The following is a 20547-nucleotide window of genomic DNA, read 5'->3' on the forward strand; positions in this document are numbered from 1 at the left end:
AACCGCCGTATACCGAACGGTACGTACGGTGGTGTGAGAGGTCGGAGGCTAGGCGCCTCCTCCTACTCGATTTATGGATAAACGGGCAATTTAGTTGCATAAGAATAGACTCCAGAAGATTAGAGTCGATCTTCCTCTTTTCACTGTTTCAGATAAAAAAGTTACTATTTGAAAGCACGCAACCAAATTTATAGTAATAATATTTAATGAATTAGAAAAAAATAGAGGAAAGGAGGGATTGCGAATGTCTATGAAAAAGTGGGTAACAGGATTGGGCGTTGTGCTTGCAATGGTTGTAGTTGTGGCAACACTAGGCTCACTCGGCGTATTTGCCGAATCCGGTGTTATAAATCAGCCTATGGAGACGGGGAAATCGATTGAGGTCGAGTTGAACGATGATTTCTTTAATCCGAAAGTCATCACTATTCCGAATGGAACAGCCACAACGTTGATATTGAAAAACAAAGGCAGTAAAGAGCACACCTTCACACTGGAAAAGCTCGGAATTGACGTTGAGCTCCAGCCAGGTGAAGAAAAAAACATTACCGTAAATCCGAAACAGCCCGGTACATATGAACTGATATGTCGGTACCATTTCGAGAAAGGAATGGTTGGGAAAGTAATAGTCGAATAAAATGCAGGGCCAATAAGGCCTTGTTTTTTTATAGGCAAGGCTTGTATTATCGATTAAGTTTTAGAGAGATTTTTATTAAGCTTGTTTTTCATTACAGAGGATATTGATGCTTGAATAATAATTGTTCCACCTCTAATAAATGGTTCATTAGTGAGCTTTGGCGATCAGCTCTTTTCTTATGGAGCTAACAGGAGCAGTATAGTTTGAACAAGATATAAAAATAGTTTTCATTTCAAAATAGATTCATATCCGTTTCGGATCTATTCATTGATTCATATCCTATTAATATTAGGGAGGGGATGAATAGATGGCATCTAATGATGAATTAATTTGTCAAAAGTTTGCTAGAATTATCGGCGGACAAGAAGGTTTTGCGGGTGGAAAATGTGTAACAACCATAAATCGAAATGAAATAAAAGCAAAAATTTTAGGAAAACGTTTTAGAGTAACCTCTTCTTTCTCATTTGAATCAAGAGATAATCAGACTGGACGAGCATTGTGCCTAGGTAGGGTTGCACTCTTGCAAAAAGAAGTCAAGAATTTTGTTACTTTGATTCTTAAACAAGGAATAATAGTTTCATCCATACACAATGAGTGGCTATTTGATAATCCGAATTTGATTTACGTTAATATCGAAGCTGTTGATGATCCATTAGTTTTTGCAAAGAAAGTTAGAAAAGCGCTAAGGAACTAACGGATTTCCCACTAGTCTGATTTTTGATGAACATAATACACGGTGAAAACCCGGTTTTGTTGAACTGACATGTGCGTTAGCTGAAAATTGGAGCTGTCTTTAAGGCGGCTTTTTCTAATAGAACTAAAGGGGGGGCGTTCAACAAGCTTAGTGTATTCATATTGTGCGATAATGGTCTGGAGATGACTCTGCAGACTGTTTTATATGCCCATTTATATGGTTTAGTGCCATACTAAGTACAAAAGGGGAACTTTTAACAAACGGTTGGAGTTAAGGAATTGTTTTACAATTCTTATAGTTTTGATTAATATTCAATTATTCAATAAAACACTTGAATAGATAGATGGTGATTTTACATATTTGATGATCGATATTTAAAAGATTTATTGTATCAAGAGTTCGCAAGAATAGGTAAAAGTCTTTCTAGTCCAAAACGGTTGGAAATTCTTGATATTTTATCTCATGGTCCAAAGTCGGTGGAGGCATTATCTAAAGCTACTAATATGTCTGTGGCGAATGTATCTCAACATTTACAAACCCTTGCTAATTCTAGATTGGTAAAGTTTCAGAAGAAAGGGAACTACGTCATTTACGAACTAGCAGATGCAGCCATATCGGATTTTTTAACTTCCTTGCATACATTAGGAGAAAAACAGTTTGTACAGGTTCAACAAATTAAGCAAGAGTTCTTAAATGTCAATCTTGGCACGGATGGGGTTTCACTTTCAGAACTTAAAGAACGGATGGATAAAGGTGAAGCTATTTTGTTGGATGTAAGACCTTTGGAGGAGTATGAAGAAGCTCATATTCCTGGTGCAGTTTCTATGCCAATTGAAGAGTTAAGCGAGAAACTCTCAACTTTACCAACCAATTGTGATGTGATTGCTTATTGCCGTGGTTGTTACTGTTTAATGTCAGTGGAAGCTGTTGAACTTTTAAGATCCAAAGGTTTTAATGCATTTCGTCTAGAGGAAGATGTACATGATTGGAAATTACAGAATGATAAATGAGGTATTAACAAATGTCTAATAAAGCATATCAATTGAACCAGAGTTATGTAGATTCTCAAGAAAAACAAAAAATGTTATACAAACGCACATTAATTATTATAAGTATTTCACAAATTTTTGGTGGTGCTGGGTTAGCGGCTGGAATTACGGTGGGGGCACTTCTTGCACAACAAATGCTTGGCACTGATGCATTTGCTGGACTTCCTTCGGGTTTATTTACTTTAGGGTCTGCAGGGGCTGCTTTAATCGTAGGGAGACTTTCTCAACGTTACGGTCGCCGTACAGGTCTAACAGCAGGTTTTATGATAGGTGGACTTGGAGCAATAGGAGTCATAACTGCAGCTATAATAAATAGTGTTTTCCTTTTATTTGCTTCCCTGCTTATTTATGGTGCAGGAACAGCGACAAATTTACAAGCTCGTTACGCTGGTACGGACTTAGCGAACAATAAACAACGAGCTACTGCTATTAGTATTACAATGGTGTTTACAACATTTGGTGCAGTTGCAGGTCCGAATTTAGTGAATGTAATGGGGGATTTTGCTACATCTATTGGCATTCCATCACTTGCTGGTCCTTTCATTTTATCAGCAGCAGCATTTATCCTGGCAGGTCTTGTACTTTTCGTCATGCTTCGCCCAGACCCATTAGTTATAGCAAGAACGATAGAAGCTTCCAACCAAGATAGTGATCGAATAGAACATTCGACTGATACTGAACAAATTGCAAACAAAAGAGGTATTATTGTTGGTGCGACAATTATGGTTCTTACTCAAATCGTAATGGTGGCTATTATGACAATGACACCAGTTCATATGAGACATCATGGACATAACTTGGGTGAAATAGGTCTTGTTATTGGTTTTCATATAGGGGCAATGTATCTCCCTTCACTGGTTACAGGTGTCCTTGTTGATAAGTTTGGTCGTACTGCTATGGCTATTGCCTCTGGAGCTACGTTGCTTCTGGCAGGTTTAATATCAGCGATTGCACCAGGTGATTCTATGATTCTCCTAGTAATTGCTCTTTCTTTACTTGGATTAGGATGGAATTTTGGTTTAATAAGTGGGACTGCTCTTATTGTTGATTCAACTGAAACTTCAACTCGGGCTAAAACTCAAGGTACAGTGGATGTTTTAATTGCATTATCAGGAGCTTCTGGTGGAGCCTTATCTGGAATGATTGTGGCTGGTTCAAGTTATACAACATTATCATTTATTGGAGGGTTATTATCTATATTATTAATTCCAGTGGTTATCTGGTCTCGAGGAAGTAAAAAATAAAAAAAACCAATTTCACTACGAAATCAGTTTTTTTTCTTGAAACTAACAGGTGCGCTAGCTTAAAATCGGAGCTGTCTTTAAGGCAGCTTTTTGTGCGACAGGCAGTCGTATGGGGGTGCTGACACAGTCAGTGTCCCTCATTTACTTTATTCGACAGAGACGTCATTTCGATGAAACGACGGGCAAAAGAATGAAGCAATTGAATCCCAGATGGTGAAATTCCATTACCAAGGTTAAGCTGCTTTCTTTTGTTTTTGGTCTAAGCGATAACTTAGGAAAGTGAGAAGACTTGCACAGATAGCAACCAGCCCACCGACCAATGACACACTCATCAAATTTCCCTGATGGTAAACAATTCCGCCTAATGCGGAACCAAAGGCGATACCGACATTGCTTGCCACTGGCATCAGTGAAGCAGCTAGTCCTGTAGCTTTTGGTTGATAAATACCGGCAAGGTCTATCAAATAAAGCTGAGTAGATGTTGTTAAAAGGATGGCCATTAATGACATCAAGCCAATGTTAACCAATCCAAAGATAAAATTATTTGTCGTCCAATATAAACTGATCAGAACAATTGCTTGCACGAGGAAAACAAACCGGAGGCGCGCGATAGCATTGTAGCTGGCAATTTTACCAGCGAGTATGTTGCTGAAAATGGAAATGAATCCATAGCAAAACAAAATCAAACTGATTGAACTACTTGGTGCTTCCATTACTTTCAGGATCGGAACAAGATATGTATAAACGGCATACGTAGCCCCAAATCCAAGAGATGGAATGAAAAAAGCCATTAAGATTCGTGGGTGTGTTAACAAAGAAAATTGATCGCGCATCGAACTGCGAAATGGACTGTGCATAGTAGGCAAAATGAAGAAAGATGCCAAAAATGCGATTCCGCCGAGAAAAGTCGTTAACAGGAAGGTTGCATTCCAGTCGTACATTTCAGCGATGACCGTGCCCATTGGTACTCCAACCACGTTTGCAAGAGTAAAACCACCGAAAACGAATGATATAGCAAGTCCACGTTTTGCGATCGGCATGGCTTCACTTGCAACAATCATGGCAAGAGAAATTAAAACTCCTGTAACAATCGCAGTCATCATCCGAAGTGCAAGGAGCATGATGTAGCTTGTCGAAATCACGCACAAAGCATTCAGGATGATGAACGAACCTATCAAAAATAACATCCATTTACGCTTTGGAAAATGGCTTGTTACCGACATCACGAGTGGTGTGGCAATGGCAAACGTAATCGCAAACGCAGAAACGAGTGTGCCTGCTTTTGCATTTGTCATATGGAGACTCGAGGAAATATCGGTTAAGATCCCGATGATAACAAATTCGCTTGTCCCGAGAACAAATGTTAATAAAGTAAGTGTTAAGATGAGTAACCAATGTCGCTTGGATAATTCTGTGTCGTGCATAAATACCTCTTTTCTTAGATGAATGTAAATGTGTCACAGGGCAGATAAACAATTTAATTATCATACCATAAAACATTTTCACGAGGAAAACCCTTGCTTAGTTATCGTTGATTACTTCTATAAAAATTAAATAACGTTAAAAAGTACATTTTCTAGAAACATCATCAAATGAAACTCAAACCTGGTTCATTACTTTAAAAGAAAGAACTAAATAGCAAAGCGTACTTATTTCAAGATACTTTTTGTCGTGTAAGATTAACTTATTTTGGGGATTTTCATATATAGGAGATAGTTGGAGTTTTTGAAAAGGCCAGTAAAAGGTTTTCTGAAAGAACGGAAAGCCTTTATCTTAAGTGGTGTATCTGAACGGTCATTGTGTGGAGAATTAATGAAGTATTTTACAATAGAAATAAGTAAAACTGAGTTTTCTGCCATGTTGACGATTTTCAGGATCCTTTTGAGCACCTTTTTCTATCTGAGGGAGTTCAACAAGGATATCAATGCCTGGATGTATAATTATATCTTTATAAGAAGTAAGAGTTATTTTTGGATTTTGAACCAATAGATTTAAAAAGCATCGGAATTATGTGATTCCTTTTCAAAGGGATTCTTTCATTATTAGTTTTGGCAGATAAAGACTTCGGAAACGAAGATGAATATCTTGGTTGGCTTGAAAAACAAATTGATTTATTCCCTGAAGAATTTGTATTAGTGATAGAACACAGAACACAGAACACCCATTGATCAACTTGAACTTACTAAGCGTGATAAGTAAACAAAATTGGATATGTAAATTTATATTACTTAATACAAAAAAACGTGGAGAGGGTCTAGGAAAAAATTGCACGAATATGCCTTTTAATTTCTTAAGAAACAATGGAGTTGATGATGATCACCTTCGAGTGTCATAAGCAAGAAATTGCCTTAAAAATTTCAAAAATATTAGTACTCATTGGGTAAAATATCGCGTAAGTAAATTTTAACTTGGAGAGAATACAATGAAAAAAAGTTATTTAGTTTTCTTTATACCGCTATTAGTAATTTTGTTAGGTATTTATTGGTATAACTCCACTGGATCTATTTCTGGGAAATCGGAAAACGATATGTGGAAAGTGAGATATAAAGAAAATAGAGATGTTAGTGAACCAACCGGCTGGGAAGCCTCGATTAAACAACTAAATGATGAGAAAGTTGTTGTCAAAGAAATCGCGCTATTAGAGAATGATAAAACTCTAACAACTCTTAAAAGTTTTAAAGAAGGAAGACGAGAAGATGGAACAGAGACTAAATTACATCCTTTTTATTATGAGTCATTTTATTTAGGGGATGCACCAAAAAAAGAAAATACCTATAAAGCTTCCGTTACTTGGGAAAAGGACGAAAAAGTACACACAGTTAGATTTGTTATAGAATAATAGCTTAAGAAGAGAGCAAGAAGAATTTGAGCTTGCTCTATTTCTTATTAATATAATTGGTAGAGTTTCATCTTCTTTATAAAACGTGTTCCTAAATCGCTTCCCTTATTTCGCTAACAGGTGCATTACAACAGGGGGTGCAGCGCCAGTCTTTTTCTAATTGAACTAATCAGCTAATCCAATGAATCGAAAATTAAGTTCATTTGAAAACCTTATCTAAACAATGGCTACAAGGCAATTGACGATGCGTTAGGGAATGCGAATTAGTAAATGTAAGTCATCACAACAAGCTAACTAAAGGAGCGATTTTTATTTTCTTTATTGATCAAGCCATAACATGAGAACCACTTAAGGTTTCCCGATGGTTACTTAAAAGGTAGCGGTCTTTGGAAGTAATGCCTCATGCTCCATTCTCAAAAGTCAAATTTGTTACAACCTAGGAAGGACTTTTCTCGCGCCTAGGAAAAGCCAGGTACTAAGAACGAAAGGCATTGTCAGGGCTGGGAGTCCATAGGGTAAAAGCCAGGTAGCAACACTTGCCGATAAGGGTACTGTCACACAAGCTGCGATAATCCCTGATATAGGCGCAAATCGATTATGGTCCTCTTTAAAAACTATAGATACGGCAATGCAGGTTAAAATCGCATTGTAGCCATAAAGCCCCATGATAATTAGCGAGTGTTCCCCTCCAAGTACGAATGATATGAGTAATGCGAAAGCATTACCTAAAATGGAAAAAAGACCATATTTCCATCCGGCCCAAAATACGCCAATAAATAACAGAATGCCAGCTAAGGTACTATCTAGAAAAAAAATTTGCCCTATCCCATTAAAACTCCCTTCCAGCCAATTAACCTTTCCAGAGATGTTTAAGGTCCAGTGTGATAAGTCTTGAGGAACTAGTCCCGGACTTAACTGGAAAGCCTTTAACTTGTAAGATACAAGCAACATAAACCAGGTCAGAATGATAAAAGGGAATGTAAGGATGGGAATCCCTGTGTTTCTCATGAAATGTACCATTGCTGCGGAAAAGATTGCGGCTAAAGCAGCTCCAACTAAAGCGATAAACCACTGAGAGGGCCCAGTTAAAAACAATGTTAGTGCAATGCCTGTTAGCACGGAGTTATATCCGTATAAACCTGAATTCACACTGTTTTCATTAGCTCCTCCCAGTTTTCCGATTAGCGTTCCTATGATAGCGGAAGATAGAGTAATAATCCCTAAATGATAAGAGTAAATCGTGATCGCCATTAGAATAATGAAACCAGTAACAGCATTCTCAATCAATATGACTTGAGAGATTCCTTTCAGTGATGACTTCATTAAAGAAAGAAACATTCCATCGGTCAATGAAGTACGTTTGTCTTTTTGCATAATACTAACCCCTCAATTAAGATATTAAAAAAATAGATTCAGATACAATCATTTCATTTTCTACAGTTTTAAAAAATATCCTCTGACACATAACTTGCTAATCATGCATCAAGAGTTTAAGTTCAGCAGAAGGGCAATGTAATAACCGAAACGAAAAATGTAAGATAATCATTTTTCCAAGTTTACTTTTTTTATAGGGGATTTTTGCAAGTCCTATGTTTCCGGAAAGAGTTCTCCCTCCTTTAATAGCTTTTCTTAAATTTCCTTCTTACAAAGTCCATTCACTTAACTATTAAATACATAAAACCATATATAATTTGATATATATGTATATTATGATATATTAATGTTTCAGGGGAATCAATCCTTCATTTTATTGTAAAATCTGAATTTTTTTGTCAATTAAGTAAAAATAAGATTAATTCCTACATCATTGTTTTTCTAAAATAGTGATGTTCCGCATGGGGGTTAATGGTATTTTTTATCATTTGATTTCAGATAATTCAGGTAACGTTTTTGATGAATATTTGATTCTCCATTAGTAAAAAAGCAGGCCATATAAAGAGGGATTTTCCGTTTATCTCAGATAACAGGGTGTAATGTCTACCTTATATCTTTGAGGAGTCAGGAGCATTTGAAGGGAGATAAATAGTTCATACATCCCAATTGGTTTGGAAGAAAGGTCTCAAAAATTGATGGAATTTTCGATATACTTAGTCATTTTAAAAATGGGGAGGCTTTACGATGCAATTATTACCGCGTGAGATAGATAAGCTCATGATTGTAGTGGCAGCTGATCTTGCTAAGCGACGAAAAGAAAGAGGATTAAAATTAAATCATCCAGAAGCCGTAGCACTTATCACCTATGAAGTGTTAGAAGGGGCAAGGGATGGAAGAACAGTTGCACAATTGATGGAATATGGTGCAATGATTTTGTCGCGCGAAGATGTTATGGAAGGTATTCCAGAGATGATCCATGATATTCAAGTAGAAGCTACTTTTCCTGATGGAACGAAACTAGTAACGGTTCATAATCCAATCAGATAAGAATCGACAAGGAGGCATGCTAAATGATACCAGGGCAACTATTTTTAAAAGAAGAAGAAATTATTTGTAATGCCGGGAAAATAGTCACAAAGCTGTCTGTAATTAATACAGGAGATCGGCCTGTTCAAATTGGCTCTCATTTCCATTTTTATGAAGTCAATGAAGCTCTTCAATTCAATCGCGAAGAAGCGTTTGGGAAACGGTTAAACGTTCCTGCGGGTGCTGCCGTTCGTTTTGAGCCTGGAGATGAAAAAGAAATAGAATTGATTGATTTTGGTGGAGAACGTCGTGTGTATGGATTAAATAATAAAACAGATGGATCCGTGGAAAGAGGGGGAAATCAATGAGTTTCAAAATGTCACGAAAGCAATATGCCGAGATGTATGGTCCAACGACAGGAGATTCCATTCGTTTAGCGGATACAGATTTAGTGATCCAAATTGAGAAAGATTATACTACATATGGTGAAGAAGTCATTTTTGGCGGCGGAAAAGTAATCCGTGACGGGATGGGGCAACATCCTCTTGCAACTCGCGAAGATGGAGTTCCGGATGTAGTCATTACAAATGCTGTTATTCTAGACTATACCGGAATTTATAAAGCGGATATGGCAATCCGTGACGGAAAAATTGCTGGAATCGGAAAAGCCGGAAATCCTTTAGTAATGGATAATGTGGATATTGTAATTGGGGCTTCTACAGAAATTATTGCTGGGGAAGGGATGATCGTCACAGCTGGTGGAATCGACTCCCATGTACATTTTATTAATCCAGCACAGGTTGAGACTGCATTAGCTTCCGGTCTTACAACTTTAATTGGAGGAGGCACGGGTCCTGCTGCAGGATCAAAAGCCACAACTGTTACGCCAGGTGAATGGAATATTCATAGAATGCTGCAAGCAGCGGAAGGATTTCCAATTAACGTAGGCTTCACTGGAAAAGGACAAGCTGCGAACGATGAGGTGTTGGCTGAGCAAGTCCGTGCAGGCGCAATTGGATTAAAAGTGCATGAAGACTGGGGAGCTACAGCCTCTGCTATCGACCACGCTCTCCGAGTAGCGGATCAATATGACGTACAAGTTGCCCTTCATGCAGACACGTTGAATGAAGGCGGATTTTTGGAAAACACGCTAGCGGCGATTAAAGACCGAGTTATTCATATGTACCATACGGAAGGGGCAGGGGGCGGACATGCTCCTGATTTAATTAAATCAGCGAGCTTTATGAATGTTCTTCCATCATCTACAAACCCGACATTGCCATATACAATTAATACGATTGACGAGCATTTGGATATGTTAATGGTGTGTCACCATTTAAACCCATCTATTCCTGAAGATCTTGCCTTTGCTGATTCAAGGATTAGACGAGAAACGATTGCGGCTGAAGATATTCTTCAAGACATGGGTGTATTCAGTATGGTTAGCTCAGATGCACAAGCAATGGGACGAATTGGCGAGGTTATTTTACGTACATGGCAAACAGCAGATAAAATGAAAAAACAGCGAGGAGCGTTGGAAGGTGACAGCGAGCTTTCTGATAATAATCGCGCGAAGCGTTATGTAGCTAAATATACGATTAACCCTGCTATCACTCATGGTATTTCCGAATATGTCGGTTCGATTGAAGTCGGAAAAATGGCGGACCTTGTCATTTGGTCACCGGCATTTTTCGGCGTGAAGCCTGAAATGATTCTTAAAAATGGCTTTGTCGTAGAAAGCTTAATGGGTGATGCCAATGCGTCCATTCCGACACCACAGCCAGTTATTTATCGGCCAATGTATGGATCTTATGGAAAAGCCTTGTCTAAGAGCTCAATTACCTTTGTTTCTCAAGTCGCTTTTGATGATAAAGTGCATGAAAAATTAGGCTTGGAAAAAACGGTTCTTCCAGTTCATGGTATTCGGAACTTAACGAAAAAAGATATGAAGCTTAATTCCGAAACGCCTGAGATTACGGTTGATCCACAAACGTATGAGGTAAAAGTAAACGGGGAACTCATTACTTGTGAACCTGTGGATATAGTACCGATGGGACAACGCTATTTCTTATTTTAAGTCTTATTTTGAGGTGAAAATATTGATCATTGAAAAAATTGTTACAAATATCGACGCAATGGACAGAGAAGAAATTGCGAAACGCCATATGGAAAAGGTGTACCTGGAAAGTGCTAATTTAGTGAAACGGATTCAAAGAGTGACCACCGACCACGGCCACGAAATTGGCATTCGCTTAAAAGAACTGCGTGACCTTAAGGCGGGCGATGTTTTATATATGGATGATAAAAATATGATTGTCGTAGATGTCCTTTCCGATGATCTATTAGTCATTAGCCCGCGAAGTTTAAATGAAATGGGAACGATTGCCCACCAATTGGGGAATCGTCACCTTCCAGCTCAATTTGAAGAGAATAATATGCTCGTTCAGTATGATTATCTTGTTGAAGAATTGCTGGAAGAGCTTCAAATTCCTTTTACACGTGAAGATCGGAAAGTAAAACAGGCTTTTCGCCATATTGGACATAGCCATGAATCCTAATATTCTTTCTTTATTCCAACTATGTGATTCGAATTTTCCAACTGGTGCTTTTAGTCATTCATATGGTCTAGAGACGTATATTCAAGAAGATCAAGTGTATGATCAAGCATCGTTTTCCAAGTGGCTTCACGTATATTTAAATGAACAGCTTGTCTATTCAGATGGGCTGGCAACCCGTCTTGTCTATGATGCCTTGGAAAATGAGGATGTACAAACGGTGTGGAAGGTCGATCGAATGCTGACGGTTCAAAATTTGCCGCGTGAAACGAGAGAAGGCACCAAAAGAATGGGAGAACGCATGGTAAACCTTGTGGGATCTTTATATGAGTTTCCTGTTCACTCGCAATATCAAAAACGGATTAAGGAGAAGCACTCCTTTGGACATCCAGCTATTGCTTTTACGATGATAGGGCACCATCTTGGTGTTCCGAAATCAACTACCACCCTCTATTATTTGTATTCTACTATTTCAAGTCTTGTTCAAAATGCCGTTCGTGCGATTCCGTTAGGACAAACCGCGGGACAGAAGACGATTCATGAGTTTCAAAGTGCTTTAATAGAGGCGACAGAAAAAATTCAAACTTTGGATAAAGAGGATTTTGGAATCATTTCACCAGGTTTAGAGTTATCTCAAATGAAACATGAGCGTGTGAACATTCGTATTTTCATGTCTTAATATAGAAGGAGTGTTTTTATATGGAACCGATTAAAATTGGAGTAGGCGGACCTGTTGGAGCCGGAAAAACGATGTTGGTTGAAAGGCTAACCCGTCATTTAGAAGGTGAAATCAGCATGGCCGTTGTGACGAATGATATTTATACAAAAGAAGATGCCAAATTTTTAATGCAAAATGGAGTCCTACCGGCAGACCGTATTATTGGGGTTGAAACAGGCGGATGTCCACATACAGCTATTCGTGAAGACGCCTCCATGAATTTTGCGGCTATAGATGAATTAAAAGAGAAGCATCCGGACGTAGAGCTCATTTTTGTGGAAAGTGGAGGCGATAATCTTGCGGCGACTTTCAGCCCAGAGCTTGTGGATTTCTCCATCTATATTATTGATGTAGCTCAAGGCGAAAAAATTCCGCGTAAAGGTGGCCAAGGGATGATTAAATCAGATTTATTCATCATTAATAAAACGGATTTAGCTCCTTTCGTTGGCGCAAGCCTCGAAGTGATGGAGTCTGATACGAAGGTTTTTCGCGGAAATAAACCGTTTGTTTTCACCAATTTAAAAGATAACACGGGGCTTGATCAGGTCATTAACTGGCTTATGAAGAATGCATTATTAAAAGGATTGGAATAATGGAAGACTGGACTGGAGTTTTGTGTCTAGATGTCGAAGATAGGAATGGAAAGACTGTAGCGAAAAATGTATATTTTCAGGGCGCATTGAAAGTGATGCGTCCGGTTTATCATGACGACTCTGGACAAGCTTGTTATTATATATTGAACCCCGGTGGAGGCTATTTAGACGGAGATCGCTATAAAATACAAATTACGCTCGAGAAGCAAGCGAGACTAACCTTAACGACACAATCCGCAACAAAGGTTTATAAGACACCTAACACTCATGCCTACCAGGAAACAGAGATCATTCTACAGTCTGGATGTTATCTCGAATATATTCCGGATCCGCTTATTATGTATCAGGACGCGCGCTATAAACAAAAAAATGTCATTCGCATGGAGAAAGGGGCGACTTTCCTTTATTCCGACATTTTAACCCCGGGGTGGTCTCCGGATGGAAATCGTTTCAGTTATAATCGGCTTCAATTCATCAATGAAATTTATATGGACGATGAGCTTGTGGCCTATGATCATATTCAATTGAATCCTGCTGCCCAAAATATAGAGAAGATTGGATTCATGGAAGGGTTTTCGCATTTAGGTTCCATGATTGTGGTTGGCGAACAAACAAGCCCTGACCTCCTTGATCGGCTATATCAGGCTATTAATGGGAATACAGATCGATATAAAATTGGACTATCTTTATTATCTGTACCAGGATTTACGGTTCGTGTATTAGCTAACTCGACACAAGAAATAGAGAAAATCTTTACTGAGTGTCACCGAATTATTAGTCAAGAGTGGTTTATTACAAAACCGTGTTTTCTAAGAAAGTATTAATACTTAGAACCCGGCAATCAAAAGGTTGCCGGGCTTTTATCCGGGTTAATCAGGCTGTAAAAAACCGCCACTTATGGAAGTTTCACTTATAAGGGACAAAAAGTTTGAAGGAGAAATATTTATGGATGTTACATTGTTTTCAGTTTTAACGATAGGTTTTGTTTTGGGGATCAGGCATGCAATTGAGCCTGATCATGTGATTGCAGTATCAACAATTGCAAGTCAAAGCAAAAAGTTATGGCACGCTTCTCTAGCAGGAGTATTTTGGGGGATAGGTCATACGATAACATTATTTATAGTTGGTATTATTCTTATTCTTATGAAGGGTGAAATACCAGGGAAATGGTCTATGTCCCTAGAATTTTTAGTAGGAATCATGCTTGTTTATCTTGGTGTTACAACGATCCTTTCTTTCAAAAGTATCCATGTACATACGCATGGACATGATGGAGATGAACATAAACATGTCCATACCCATGAACATGGTGGTAAACATGAGCATAAACACAAACATAAACATGTTTCATATTTGAAATCGATGTCTATTGGTCTAGTCCATGGTCTTGCAGGAAGTGGCACTATGGTTATATTGACGATGAGTACAGTAAAGAGTGTTTGGGAAGCGGCTATTTATATCCTTTTATTTGGAGTAGGAACGGTCATTGGTATGCTTTTTTTCACTACGATTATTGGTATCCCTTTTGTGTTAAGTATGAAACGTGTTAAAATTAGTAGAACACTTGTATTCACAATGGGCACAATTAGCATGGTTTTTGGAATATATTATATGTATAATTTAGGGGTTAATGAAGGATTATTTAACCTTTGGTTTTAAGTCATAAGGAATGTTGAATCGAAGCGTGCAACATACACACTATTATTGAATGCTATATATGGATGAAGGGGGATTAGATGAATACTCTTGGATATGCGATACTTAGTTCGCTTGGTAGAAATCCATGTTCCGGCTATCAATTAGTTGGATATTTAGAGGTATTATGGCCTGCGAAGCATAGTCAAATATATCCTCTGTTAACAAAAATGGAGAAGAATGGGCTTTTGGAATTTGAACATATTGAACAAACGGGTAAACCTGATAAGAAAATATATTCACTCACAGAAAAGGGAAGAGAAACTCTGGAAAAATGGGTCACTGAATCGCCTTCTGATCCGATCATTCGAGATGAATTTCTTATTAAGATGTATTCGATTTGGTTATCGAATGAAGAAAATGCGAAAAAATTAATTCAGGACCGAATTGCTAAATTAGAACAAACCGTGGCTTTGCGAGATGAAAATATAGCCGGAATTGAACAAACACATGGGAAGAATGGGTTAGAAATGACATCTAAACATTTTGGTGGTTATATTCTTTTTAATAGAAGGAGTATGTTAGATGAAGAAGAAATTTCATGGTGTAAGTGGGTTCTGAATTTGATTGAGAAAGCAAGATTAAACAATTTATTGTTAGGAATCATTGTAGGAAAACTTAATATAATCATTCAAGACAAGATATTGATTTAATGACTATAATCAAAAATTCCAGCTTTGTTTCGGTGCCTGTGCATCCCAATCATCCCAAAAGCTTAATTATTGAATCTAATACCAAAAAAAGGAGGGCTGTTTAAAAGCACAGCCCTCCTTTTGATGTTGTTGGGGAATTTTCCTACAATCAAAGCGAAAGGTTCCCTCTAATAAATATTTAAGAGGAGAGGTATTCGTTGAAGATTAAGTATTTATTTGAAGATGCACCTCAAAATTTGGAGTCTTTAATCACCGCTGACAAAACAGCCTCTTTTAATCGTAGGCAGGTAAATCGGAAATCTAGTAAAGCTTCAATTTGGCAAACATCAGAAAAAAGAAACCTATGCAGTCAACACTTGCATAGGTTTCTTCTCTATTTACTGCCCATAACTAATCAGGTTCGTCATGATTCGATATCCGCCTGGAACCTGACCTTGAATTTGCCTGTATAGGACAAGGTTCGTGTAAAGGTAGGTGCCTTTACCGTAATTTGCCATAAGGATTCCGCCATCAAATGGTGCTTCATTCGGATCAGCCATGGAAATGAACGTTTCAAATCGATTATCCCATTTCATTGGGAAGTACAATCCTCTTTCTTGAACCCAATTATTCCAGTCGTCCGATGTTATTTTATTTGGATAGTTAAAAAGCGCTGATTCTGGTTTCAACACGTTTACCGCGGCATTTTCATCTGTTACCCTCCAGCGAATGGAAGGATTCCCGAGGGTAAGTGGATATGGGGCAGTCTTCAGGGCATCCCATCCATCACCAGGTTTATGGTATTGAACGACGAGATGACCGCCATTTTCCACATATTCAAGTAAGCGAGCGTTATTTGCCTTCAAATCTTCCCTGGATAGATAGGCACGTATGCCTGTAACGATCGTGTCGTATTGGCTCAAATCACCTTCTGCTAAATCAGCTGCGGTTAACTTTGTAATGTTAAGGCCTGCATTGCTTAAGTAATCTGCTACTTTATCAAATCCACTTTCAATGTAACCCACTTTTAATGAAGCCGGCATTAAAAGCTCAAATGCAACGGTGTTGATGGCTGCTGGGTATTGGTAATAGAATGTTCCGATATGGTCATAGGAAATTTCCTGGATGGTAGAATCAAAGGTTTTTCCATTGACAGTGGCAACTGCCTTAACCTGATATTCCCCATTTCGAATTGCCTTCGGTGGTGTGAGGGTGAACTTCACTTGTTTTTCTTCTGATTTTTCATTAAATGATACGGCGGCTTTTTTAGGGAGGATTTCCCAGTTTTCAGGGATTTTCAAAGCGACCTTTGCTGATGTCTTTCCCTCTGTATAATTTTTCAAGGTTACGGTCACTGGTATTTCTTCTTTTACATCTACTGTATTTACCACGATATCTTCAGGAGATAGGGTAAGGCCAACGTCAGGAAGGACAGCTATCGTTCCATCCAATTCTTCCTTTATGGCAGTTTTGGTGCTGCCGTATTTATAAGAAATATTGGTTGTAATTGTTGATTCATCATAAGCATGGTAATAAGCTGCATCTTCTGGGACTTTAACCTGGTAGGTTATTTTTGCTGATTCATTTGGTTTTAGATTGATTTCTTTAGATTTTGTTTTAGCCGTCCATCCTTTAGGCACGTTTAATGCAGCCGCGACTTTTTTCAATGCTTGTTTCCCGTTATTCTTCAAGGTTACGGTTACGTTCGTATTTTGGCCTTTCGTAAGAATCATTGAAGCAGCTTTAGCTTGAACATCCAGTCCTGAGGAGACATAACTGACGTTTTGCAATTGCTCATCTTTTAATGAGAGCTTATGAATCAAGTCGTTCTTCGTGGCAGGGCTTAGCTTAGCTTTTTTGATTTGCGCAATAATTGAACGAACATTGGAGAGCGCTGTTTGGGATGTTGAAAAAACACGTTTATCATTTGGATAAGCCGTAATAACGGCATCCAAATTTCGTTGTAAGTATTTAAATTCACCCTTTAATTTTGAAGCTGAGTGAGGGAGTTTTTCAGCCCATTCTGTAAAATTATAAGGTACACCTGCAAAAAGGTCCGACTGTTTTTTTGTATCAACGGCACTTTGTTTCAAATCCAGATGGACCTGTCGAGGTGCTGCAGGAATATCAGAACCCATGCCTTGGCTTTTATGAAGATAGCGGGATTGTTCCCCAAGCTGCGGGTAAGTCATACCATATATTGGATCATATTTTCCGATTTCAATCGAAGTGGTTGCTTGATCTGCGGAGGAAACAGGTAAATATAACTTTTTCACTTGCCATACAGATAGTCCCTGTTTCAATTGTTGTGGAAAAACAGTTGGATCAGCGGCATCCTTAAAGGCACGTTCACTTAAGATTGTCATTGTTCGATGATGTCCATGCTGGGTATCATCATTTTGGAAGGAAGGCATCAATATATCAGGCTGATACGTTCGAATAAAGCGGATAAGCCGTTCATACGTGAGTTCTTCACCCCACTTTTCTAATGTTTCCCCTGGTGTTTTAGAGAAGCCGAAATCATAAATGGGATCAGAGGTTGTTTCACTTAGATGATACGCCTTCACCCCAGTGATTTTTGCAGCTTCTATCATTTCCCTTGAACGGATGATTCCAAGAGCATTGTCCAGTTCATCCCCAATTTCATTTTGTCCCCCTTCACCCCGATTTGCAATCAGGCTGGATGTCTTCACACCTAATCCTCTCGATAGATAAGCGAGAAAGTCACTTCGCTCATCATCTGGATGGGCTCCGCTGTTTAAGAATGTCACGGTTGTCTCGAGTGGCTTGACTGCATTCCATAACTCAACGTTGGCTTTCTCCGTTTTTGCAGCGCTGCCCCCGAGCGGCAAAGATGCAAGAACGAACCAAAGAGAAAGCAAAGATACCAGAGTTTTTTTCATTTTTCATTTAACCTCCTTCAACTAAAATACCTAAACATTTGTGAAGAAATTAATGTAGGTTAGTAATATTTTCTAACCAACCAGACGGAAAAAACATATCTAATAAATATCATTGATGGTTATAAATGTAAATAATGCGAAGTAACTATTAAAATGAGAATATTTAAAAGAATCAAAAAAAAACTTGTGTGCTAAATTCCTTTAAGTTATATTTTTACTTAATTAGTAAGAATTACTAACTAAATGATGTAAGGCCGTGATGTGATGAGTTTTAAAAAAACACCCAGTCATCAAAAATATGCAAATAAAAAAAGGATCATTCAATGCATTCAACAATGTTCACCCATTTCAAGAGCGGAAATCGCCGTTAAGCTTCAGTTGAGTAAACCGACTGTTTCTCTGGCTGTGGATGAACTTATACAGGAGAAATGGGTATTTGAGAAAGGGATTGGAGAGTCCTCTTCTCAAGGTGGGAGAAGGCCTATCCAGCTCTTTTTCAATGAGAAGGCTGCCTATATCATTGGGACTGATATTGGCGGGACGAAAGTGAAAATCGTTTTATGTGATTTAAGTGGAAAAATCCTTGCTGAAACTAGTTTTTCAACAAAAAATTATTTGCAATCAGGTCTTCTTAAACAAATGGCGATTGAAACGGAACGGTTAATTGCAAAGAATCAGATTGTGAAAAACAGGATATTAGGGATGGGGGTTGGGATTCCTGGTATAACGCAAACGGCAAGCGGATTAGTCATAGAGGCACCGAGTTTAGGATGGATTCAATATCCGTTTATAGCGGAAGCGAAACGGTATTTTGATTTCCCTATTTTTCTCGACAATGATGTAAACGCGGCGGCACTCGGTGAACAGTGGCTGGGTAATGCACAAAATAAGCGGAATTTGTTGTTCATTGCGGTTGGAACCGGTATAGGAAGCGGCATTATCTTGAATAACCAGTTATACAGAGGGGCTTCCAGTGCGGCTGGGGAGATGGGTTATATGGTGACGGACAAAGAGGATATGAAGCGTGAATTCAAGCCGATTTTCCATAGATACGGTTATTTGGAAAGTGTCGCAGGAGGAAAATCGATTGGCGGTCATTTTACTAGAGCTGTTCTCAAAGATCCTCAGCATTCTTTATTTGAACGGGCTAAGTCTTCCGAACTGACAGGGGAAGATGCCTTTTTGTCCGCGAAAAAAGGGGACACGACAGCCATGGCCGTCATTAATGAAGCAATCGAACATTTAGCCTGCGGAATTGTCAATGCGGCTAGTTTGCTAAATCCAGATGTGATCATATTAGGAGGTGGTGTATTAAATTCATCTGAATACATTTTACCTAGAATTCGTGAGATCGTTGATCGATATCTTCCAAGTTTAGTAGAAATGAAAATTTCACAACTGGGAGAAAACGCAGGAGTATTAGGAGCGGTTTCCCTATTCTTAAGGGAACATGATAGCATTTTGAATTTTCATGATGAGGGGGATTAATAATGAAAAAGAGGAAAAAGTCGCTTGTTTCAGTACTGACTTTATCGGCAGCAATATTGATTTCAGGATGTAACGGTACTGATACGAAAACGAATTCGGATGCTGGCGGTGCCAAGGGAGAAAAAGGTGAGTTGGAAGATAAAATCGTCGTTTATTCACCGCATGGCAAAGATATTTTATCAACATTCGAAAAGCAGTTCGAAGGTAAATATGGCATTGATGTTGAGTGGCTTGATATGGGGTCTCAGGAAATCCTTGACCGTGTTCGCTCAGAAAAAAATAATCCGCAGGCAGACGTTTGGTGGGGAGCACCTTCCACAAACTTCAATCAAGCAAAGGATGAGGGGCTGCTAGCTGCTTATAAGCCTACCTATTCCGATAGTCTCGATGCAGGATTCCGCGATCCGGAATGGTATTGGACGGGAACGAGCCAGACACCAGAAGTCATCATGTACAACAGCAAAGAACTATCCAAAGCCGAAGTGCCGAAAGATTGGGATGAGCTGCTTGATCCGAAGTGGAAAGATGAAATCATCCTCCGCTATCCGCTAGCCTCCGGGACGATGAGGACAATTTTTTCTGCGATGATCTATCGTACGTATAAGGATACAAATGATCCACAAGAAGGATATGACTGGTTAAAGAAGCTCGACCAAAATACAAAGGAATATTCAGCCAACCCGGAAATGATGTATAACAAGGTGGCAAAAGGAGAGGGCTCGCTTTCCGTTTGGGCAATGCCGGATGTTGTCATGCTGAAAGAAAATAAAAATTATCCGTTTGAGTTCGTCATTCCTGAAAGCGGAACGCCAGTATTGACAGAAGGAATTGCCATCGTTGAAGGTGCCAAACATCCCAAAGCGGCTGAAGCGTTTTATGAGTTTGTGAATTCACCAGAAGCCGCAAAGATTTTGGCGGAAGACTTTTACAGGATTCCGACCAGAAGTGATGTGAAGGATTTACCTGAATGGATCACGGATACAGAAATTAAAGCGATGGATATTGATTGGAATGCATTCCAAGAAAAAGGTGACGAGTGGATGAAATATTGGGACGAAAATATAAAAAGTGGGGATAAAGAAATTAAAGAATAAGGAAGTGTC

The 20547-nt window shown here is 38.7% G+C and carries 19 protein-coding genes; 16 read left to right on the forward strand and 3 right to left on the reverse strand.

From position 1 onward, the window contains the following. Positions 1-244: 244 nt before the first annotated feature. The 4 genes from N9I19_RS10485 to N9I19_RS10500 all read left to right on the forward strand — a co-directional run bounded on the left by N9I19_RS10485 (position 245) and on the right by N9I19_RS10500 (position 3621). Complete coding sequence (locus N9I19_RS10485) at positions 245-634, forward strand: cupredoxin domain-containing protein (RefSeq protein ID WP_317777746.1); 390 nt, start codon at positions 245-247, stop codon at positions 632-634. 307 nt (positions 635-941) lie between these two features. After that, a complete protein-coding gene (locus N9I19_RS10490; RefSeq protein ID WP_061461630.1) occupies positions 942-1328 on the forward strand; it encodes a DUF1259 domain-containing protein in 387 nt (128 codons plus the stop codon). Between the two features lie 386 nt (positions 1329-1714). Next, positions 1715-2338 (forward strand): ArsR/SmtB family transcription factor, encoded by a 624-nt coding sequence (locus N9I19_RS10495; protein WP_411730428.1) that lies wholly within the window; start codon positions 1715-1717, stop codon positions 2336-2338. 11 nt (positions 2339-2349) lie between these two features. Then, entirely contained in the window at positions 2350-3621 is a 1272-nt protein-coding gene (locus N9I19_RS10500; RefSeq protein WP_317777747.1) for an MFS transporter, read from the forward strand. Positions 3622-3854: 233 nt separating this feature from the next. On the opposite strand, the gene N9I19_RS10505 is transcribed toward N9I19_RS10500, so the two are convergent. After that, the gene (locus tag N9I19_RS10505; RefSeq protein WP_317777748.1) at positions 3855-5045 is read right to left on the reverse strand and encodes an MFS transporter; all 1191 of its coding nucleotides are present in this window, start codon (positions 5043-5045) and stop codon (positions 3855-3857) included. 998 nt (positions 5046-6043) lie between these two features. Here N9I19_RS10505 and N9I19_RS10510 point away from each other — a divergent pair. Then, positions 6044-6460, forward strand: coding sequence for a hypothetical protein (locus N9I19_RS10510; protein ID WP_317777749.1), 417 nt, complete (start codon positions 6044-6046; stop codon positions 6458-6460). Between the two features lie 429 nt (positions 6461-6889). On the opposite strand, the gene N9I19_RS10515 is transcribed toward N9I19_RS10510, so the two are convergent. After that, positions 6890-7834, reverse strand: coding sequence for an urea transporter (locus tag N9I19_RS10515; protein ID WP_081108688.1), 945 nt, complete (start codon positions 7832-7834; stop codon positions 6890-6892). Between the two features lie 744 nt (positions 7835-8578). Between N9I19_RS10515 and N9I19_RS10520 the strand changes: the two genes are divergently transcribed. The 9 genes from N9I19_RS10520 (at position 8579) to N9I19_RS10560 (ending at position 15074) form a co-directional block, all read left to right on the forward strand. Beyond that, positions 8579-8881 (forward strand): urease subunit gamma, encoded by a 303-nt coding sequence (locus tag N9I19_RS10520; protein ID WP_061465959.1) that lies wholly within the window; start codon positions 8579-8581, stop codon positions 8879-8881. A 23-nt stretch (positions 8882-8904) separates the two neighbouring features. After that, positions 8905-9228 (forward strand): urease subunit beta, encoded by a 324-nt coding sequence (locus N9I19_RS10525; protein WP_089362802.1) that lies wholly within the window; start codon positions 8905-8907, stop codon positions 9226-9228. Continuing rightward, positions 9225-10937, forward strand: coding sequence for an urease subunit alpha (ureC, locus tag N9I19_RS10530; RefSeq protein ID WP_317777750.1), 1713 nt, complete (start codon positions 9225-9227; stop codon positions 10935-10937). The genes N9I19_RS10525 and ureC overlap by 4 nt, the downstream gene beginning before the upstream one ends. Before the next feature lie 22 nt (positions 10938-10959). Then, positions 10960-11418: an urease accessory protein UreE gene (ureE, locus tag N9I19_RS10535; RefSeq protein WP_317777751.1), complete on the forward strand. Its 459-nt coding sequence runs from the start codon at positions 10960-10962 to the stop codon at positions 11416-11418. Beyond that, positions 11408-12094, forward strand: coding sequence for an urease accessory protein UreF (locus N9I19_RS10540; RefSeq protein ID WP_144529933.1), 687 nt, complete (start codon positions 11408-11410; stop codon positions 12092-12094). The genes ureE and N9I19_RS10540 overlap by 11 nt, the downstream gene beginning before the upstream one ends. A gap of 20 nt (positions 12095-12114) precedes the next feature. Further along, entirely contained in the window at positions 12115-12726 is a 612-nt protein-coding gene (gene ureG / locus N9I19_RS10545) for an urease accessory protein UreG (protein ID WP_061461647.1), read from the forward strand. After that, positions 12726-13550, forward strand: coding sequence for an urease accessory protein UreD (locus tag N9I19_RS10550; protein WP_317777752.1), 825 nt, complete (start codon positions 12726-12728; stop codon positions 13548-13550). The genes ureG and N9I19_RS10550 overlap by 1 nt, the downstream gene beginning before the upstream one ends. Positions 13551-13671: 121 nt before the next feature. After that, a complete protein-coding gene (locus N9I19_RS10555) occupies positions 13672-14385 on the forward strand; it encodes a HoxN/HupN/NixA family nickel/cobalt transporter (protein WP_061461649.1) in 714 nt (237 codons plus the stop codon). Positions 14386-14462: 77 nt separating this feature from the next. Then, positions 14463-15074, forward strand: a complete 612-nt coding sequence (locus N9I19_RS10560) for a PadR family transcriptional regulator (protein ID WP_317777753.1) — start codon at positions 14463-14465, stop codon at positions 15072-15074. A gap of 377 nt (positions 15075-15451) precedes the next feature. Here the strand turns inward: N9I19_RS10560 and N9I19_RS10565 are convergent, their stop codons facing one another. Beyond that, a complete protein-coding gene (locus tag N9I19_RS10565; protein ID WP_317777754.1) occupies positions 15452-17956 on the reverse strand; it encodes an NEW3 domain-containing protein in 2505 nt (834 codons plus the stop codon). Between the two features lie 264 nt (positions 17957-18220). On the opposite strand from N9I19_RS10565, the gene N9I19_RS10570 reads away from it, so the two are divergent. Continuing rightward, the gene (locus tag N9I19_RS10570) at positions 18221-19444 is read left to right on the forward strand and encodes an ROK family transcriptional regulator (RefSeq protein WP_317777755.1); all 1224 of its coding nucleotides are present in this window, start codon (positions 18221-18223) and stop codon (positions 19442-19444) included. A gap of 2 nt (positions 19445-19446) precedes the next feature. After that, complete coding sequence (locus N9I19_RS10575; RefSeq protein WP_317777756.1) at positions 19447-20538, forward strand: extracellular solute-binding protein; 1092 nt, start codon at positions 19447-19449, stop codon at positions 20536-20538. Positions 20539-20547: the final 9 nt, after the last annotated feature.

It is taken from the genome of Peribacillus sp. CSMR9, from assembly GCF_033141925.1.
GTDB classification, from domain to species: Bacteria; Bacillota; Bacilli; order Bacillales; family DSM-1321; genus Peribacillus; species Peribacillus simplex_A.

Coding starts and splice junctions, on each gene's coding strand:
- N9I19_RS10485 (WP_317777746.1), top strand. CDS start 245: ATGTCTATGAAAAAGTGGGTAACAGGATTGGGCGTTGTGCTTGCAATG.
- N9I19_RS10490 (WP_061461630.1), top strand. CDS start 942: ATGGCATCTAATGATGAATTAATTTGTCAAAAGTTTGCTAGAATTATC.
- N9I19_RS10500 (WP_317777747.1), top strand. CDS start 2,350: ATGTCTAATAAAGCATATCAATTGAACCAGAGTTATGTAGATTCTCAA.
- N9I19_RS10505 (WP_317777748.1), bottom strand. CDS start 5,045: ATGCACGACACAGAATTATCCAAGCGACATTGGTTACTCATCTTAACA.
- N9I19_RS10510 (WP_317777749.1), top strand. CDS start 6,044: ATGAAAAAAAGTTATTTAGTTTTCTTTATACCGCTATTAGTAATTTTG.
- N9I19_RS10515 (WP_081108688.1), bottom strand. CDS start 7,834: ATGCAAAAAGACAAACGTACTTCATTGACCGATGGAATGTTTCTTTCT.
- N9I19_RS10520 (WP_061465959.1), top strand. CDS start 8,579: ATGCAATTATTACCGCGTGAGATAGATAAGCTCATGATTGTAGTGGCA.
- N9I19_RS10525 (WP_089362802.1), top strand. CDS start 8,905: ATGATACCAGGGCAACTATTTTTAAAAGAAGAAGAAATTATTTGTAAT.
- ureC (WP_317777750.1), top strand. CDS start 9,225: ATGAGTTTCAAAATGTCACGAAAGCAATATGCCGAGATGTATGGTCCA.
- N9I19_RS10540 (WP_144529933.1), top strand. CDS start 11,408: ATGAATCCTAATATTCTTTCTTTATTCCAACTATGTGATTCGAATTTT.
- ureG (WP_061461647.1), top strand. CDS start 12,115: ATGGAACCGATTAAAATTGGAGTAGGCGGACCTGTTGGAGCCGGAAAA.
- N9I19_RS10550 (WP_317777752.1), top strand. CDS start 12,726: ATGGAAGACTGGACTGGAGTTTTGTGTCTAGATGTCGAAGATAGGAAT.
- N9I19_RS10555 (WP_061461649.1), top strand. CDS start 13,672: ATGGATGTTACATTGTTTTCAGTTTTAACGATAGGTTTTGTTTTGGGG.
- N9I19_RS10560 (WP_317777753.1), top strand. CDS start 14,463: ATGAATACTCTTGGATATGCGATACTTAGTTCGCTTGGTAGAAATCCA.
- N9I19_RS10565 (WP_317777754.1), bottom strand. CDS start 17,956: ATGAAAAAAACTCTGGTATCTTTGCTTTCTCTTTGGTTCGTTCTTGCA.
- N9I19_RS10570 (WP_317777755.1), top strand. CDS start 18,221: ATGAGTTTTAAAAAAACACCCAGTCATCAAAAATATGCAAATAAAAAA.
- N9I19_RS10575 (WP_317777756.1), top strand. CDS start 19,447: ATGAAAAAGAGGAAAAAGTCGCTTGTTTCAGTACTGACTTTATCGGCA.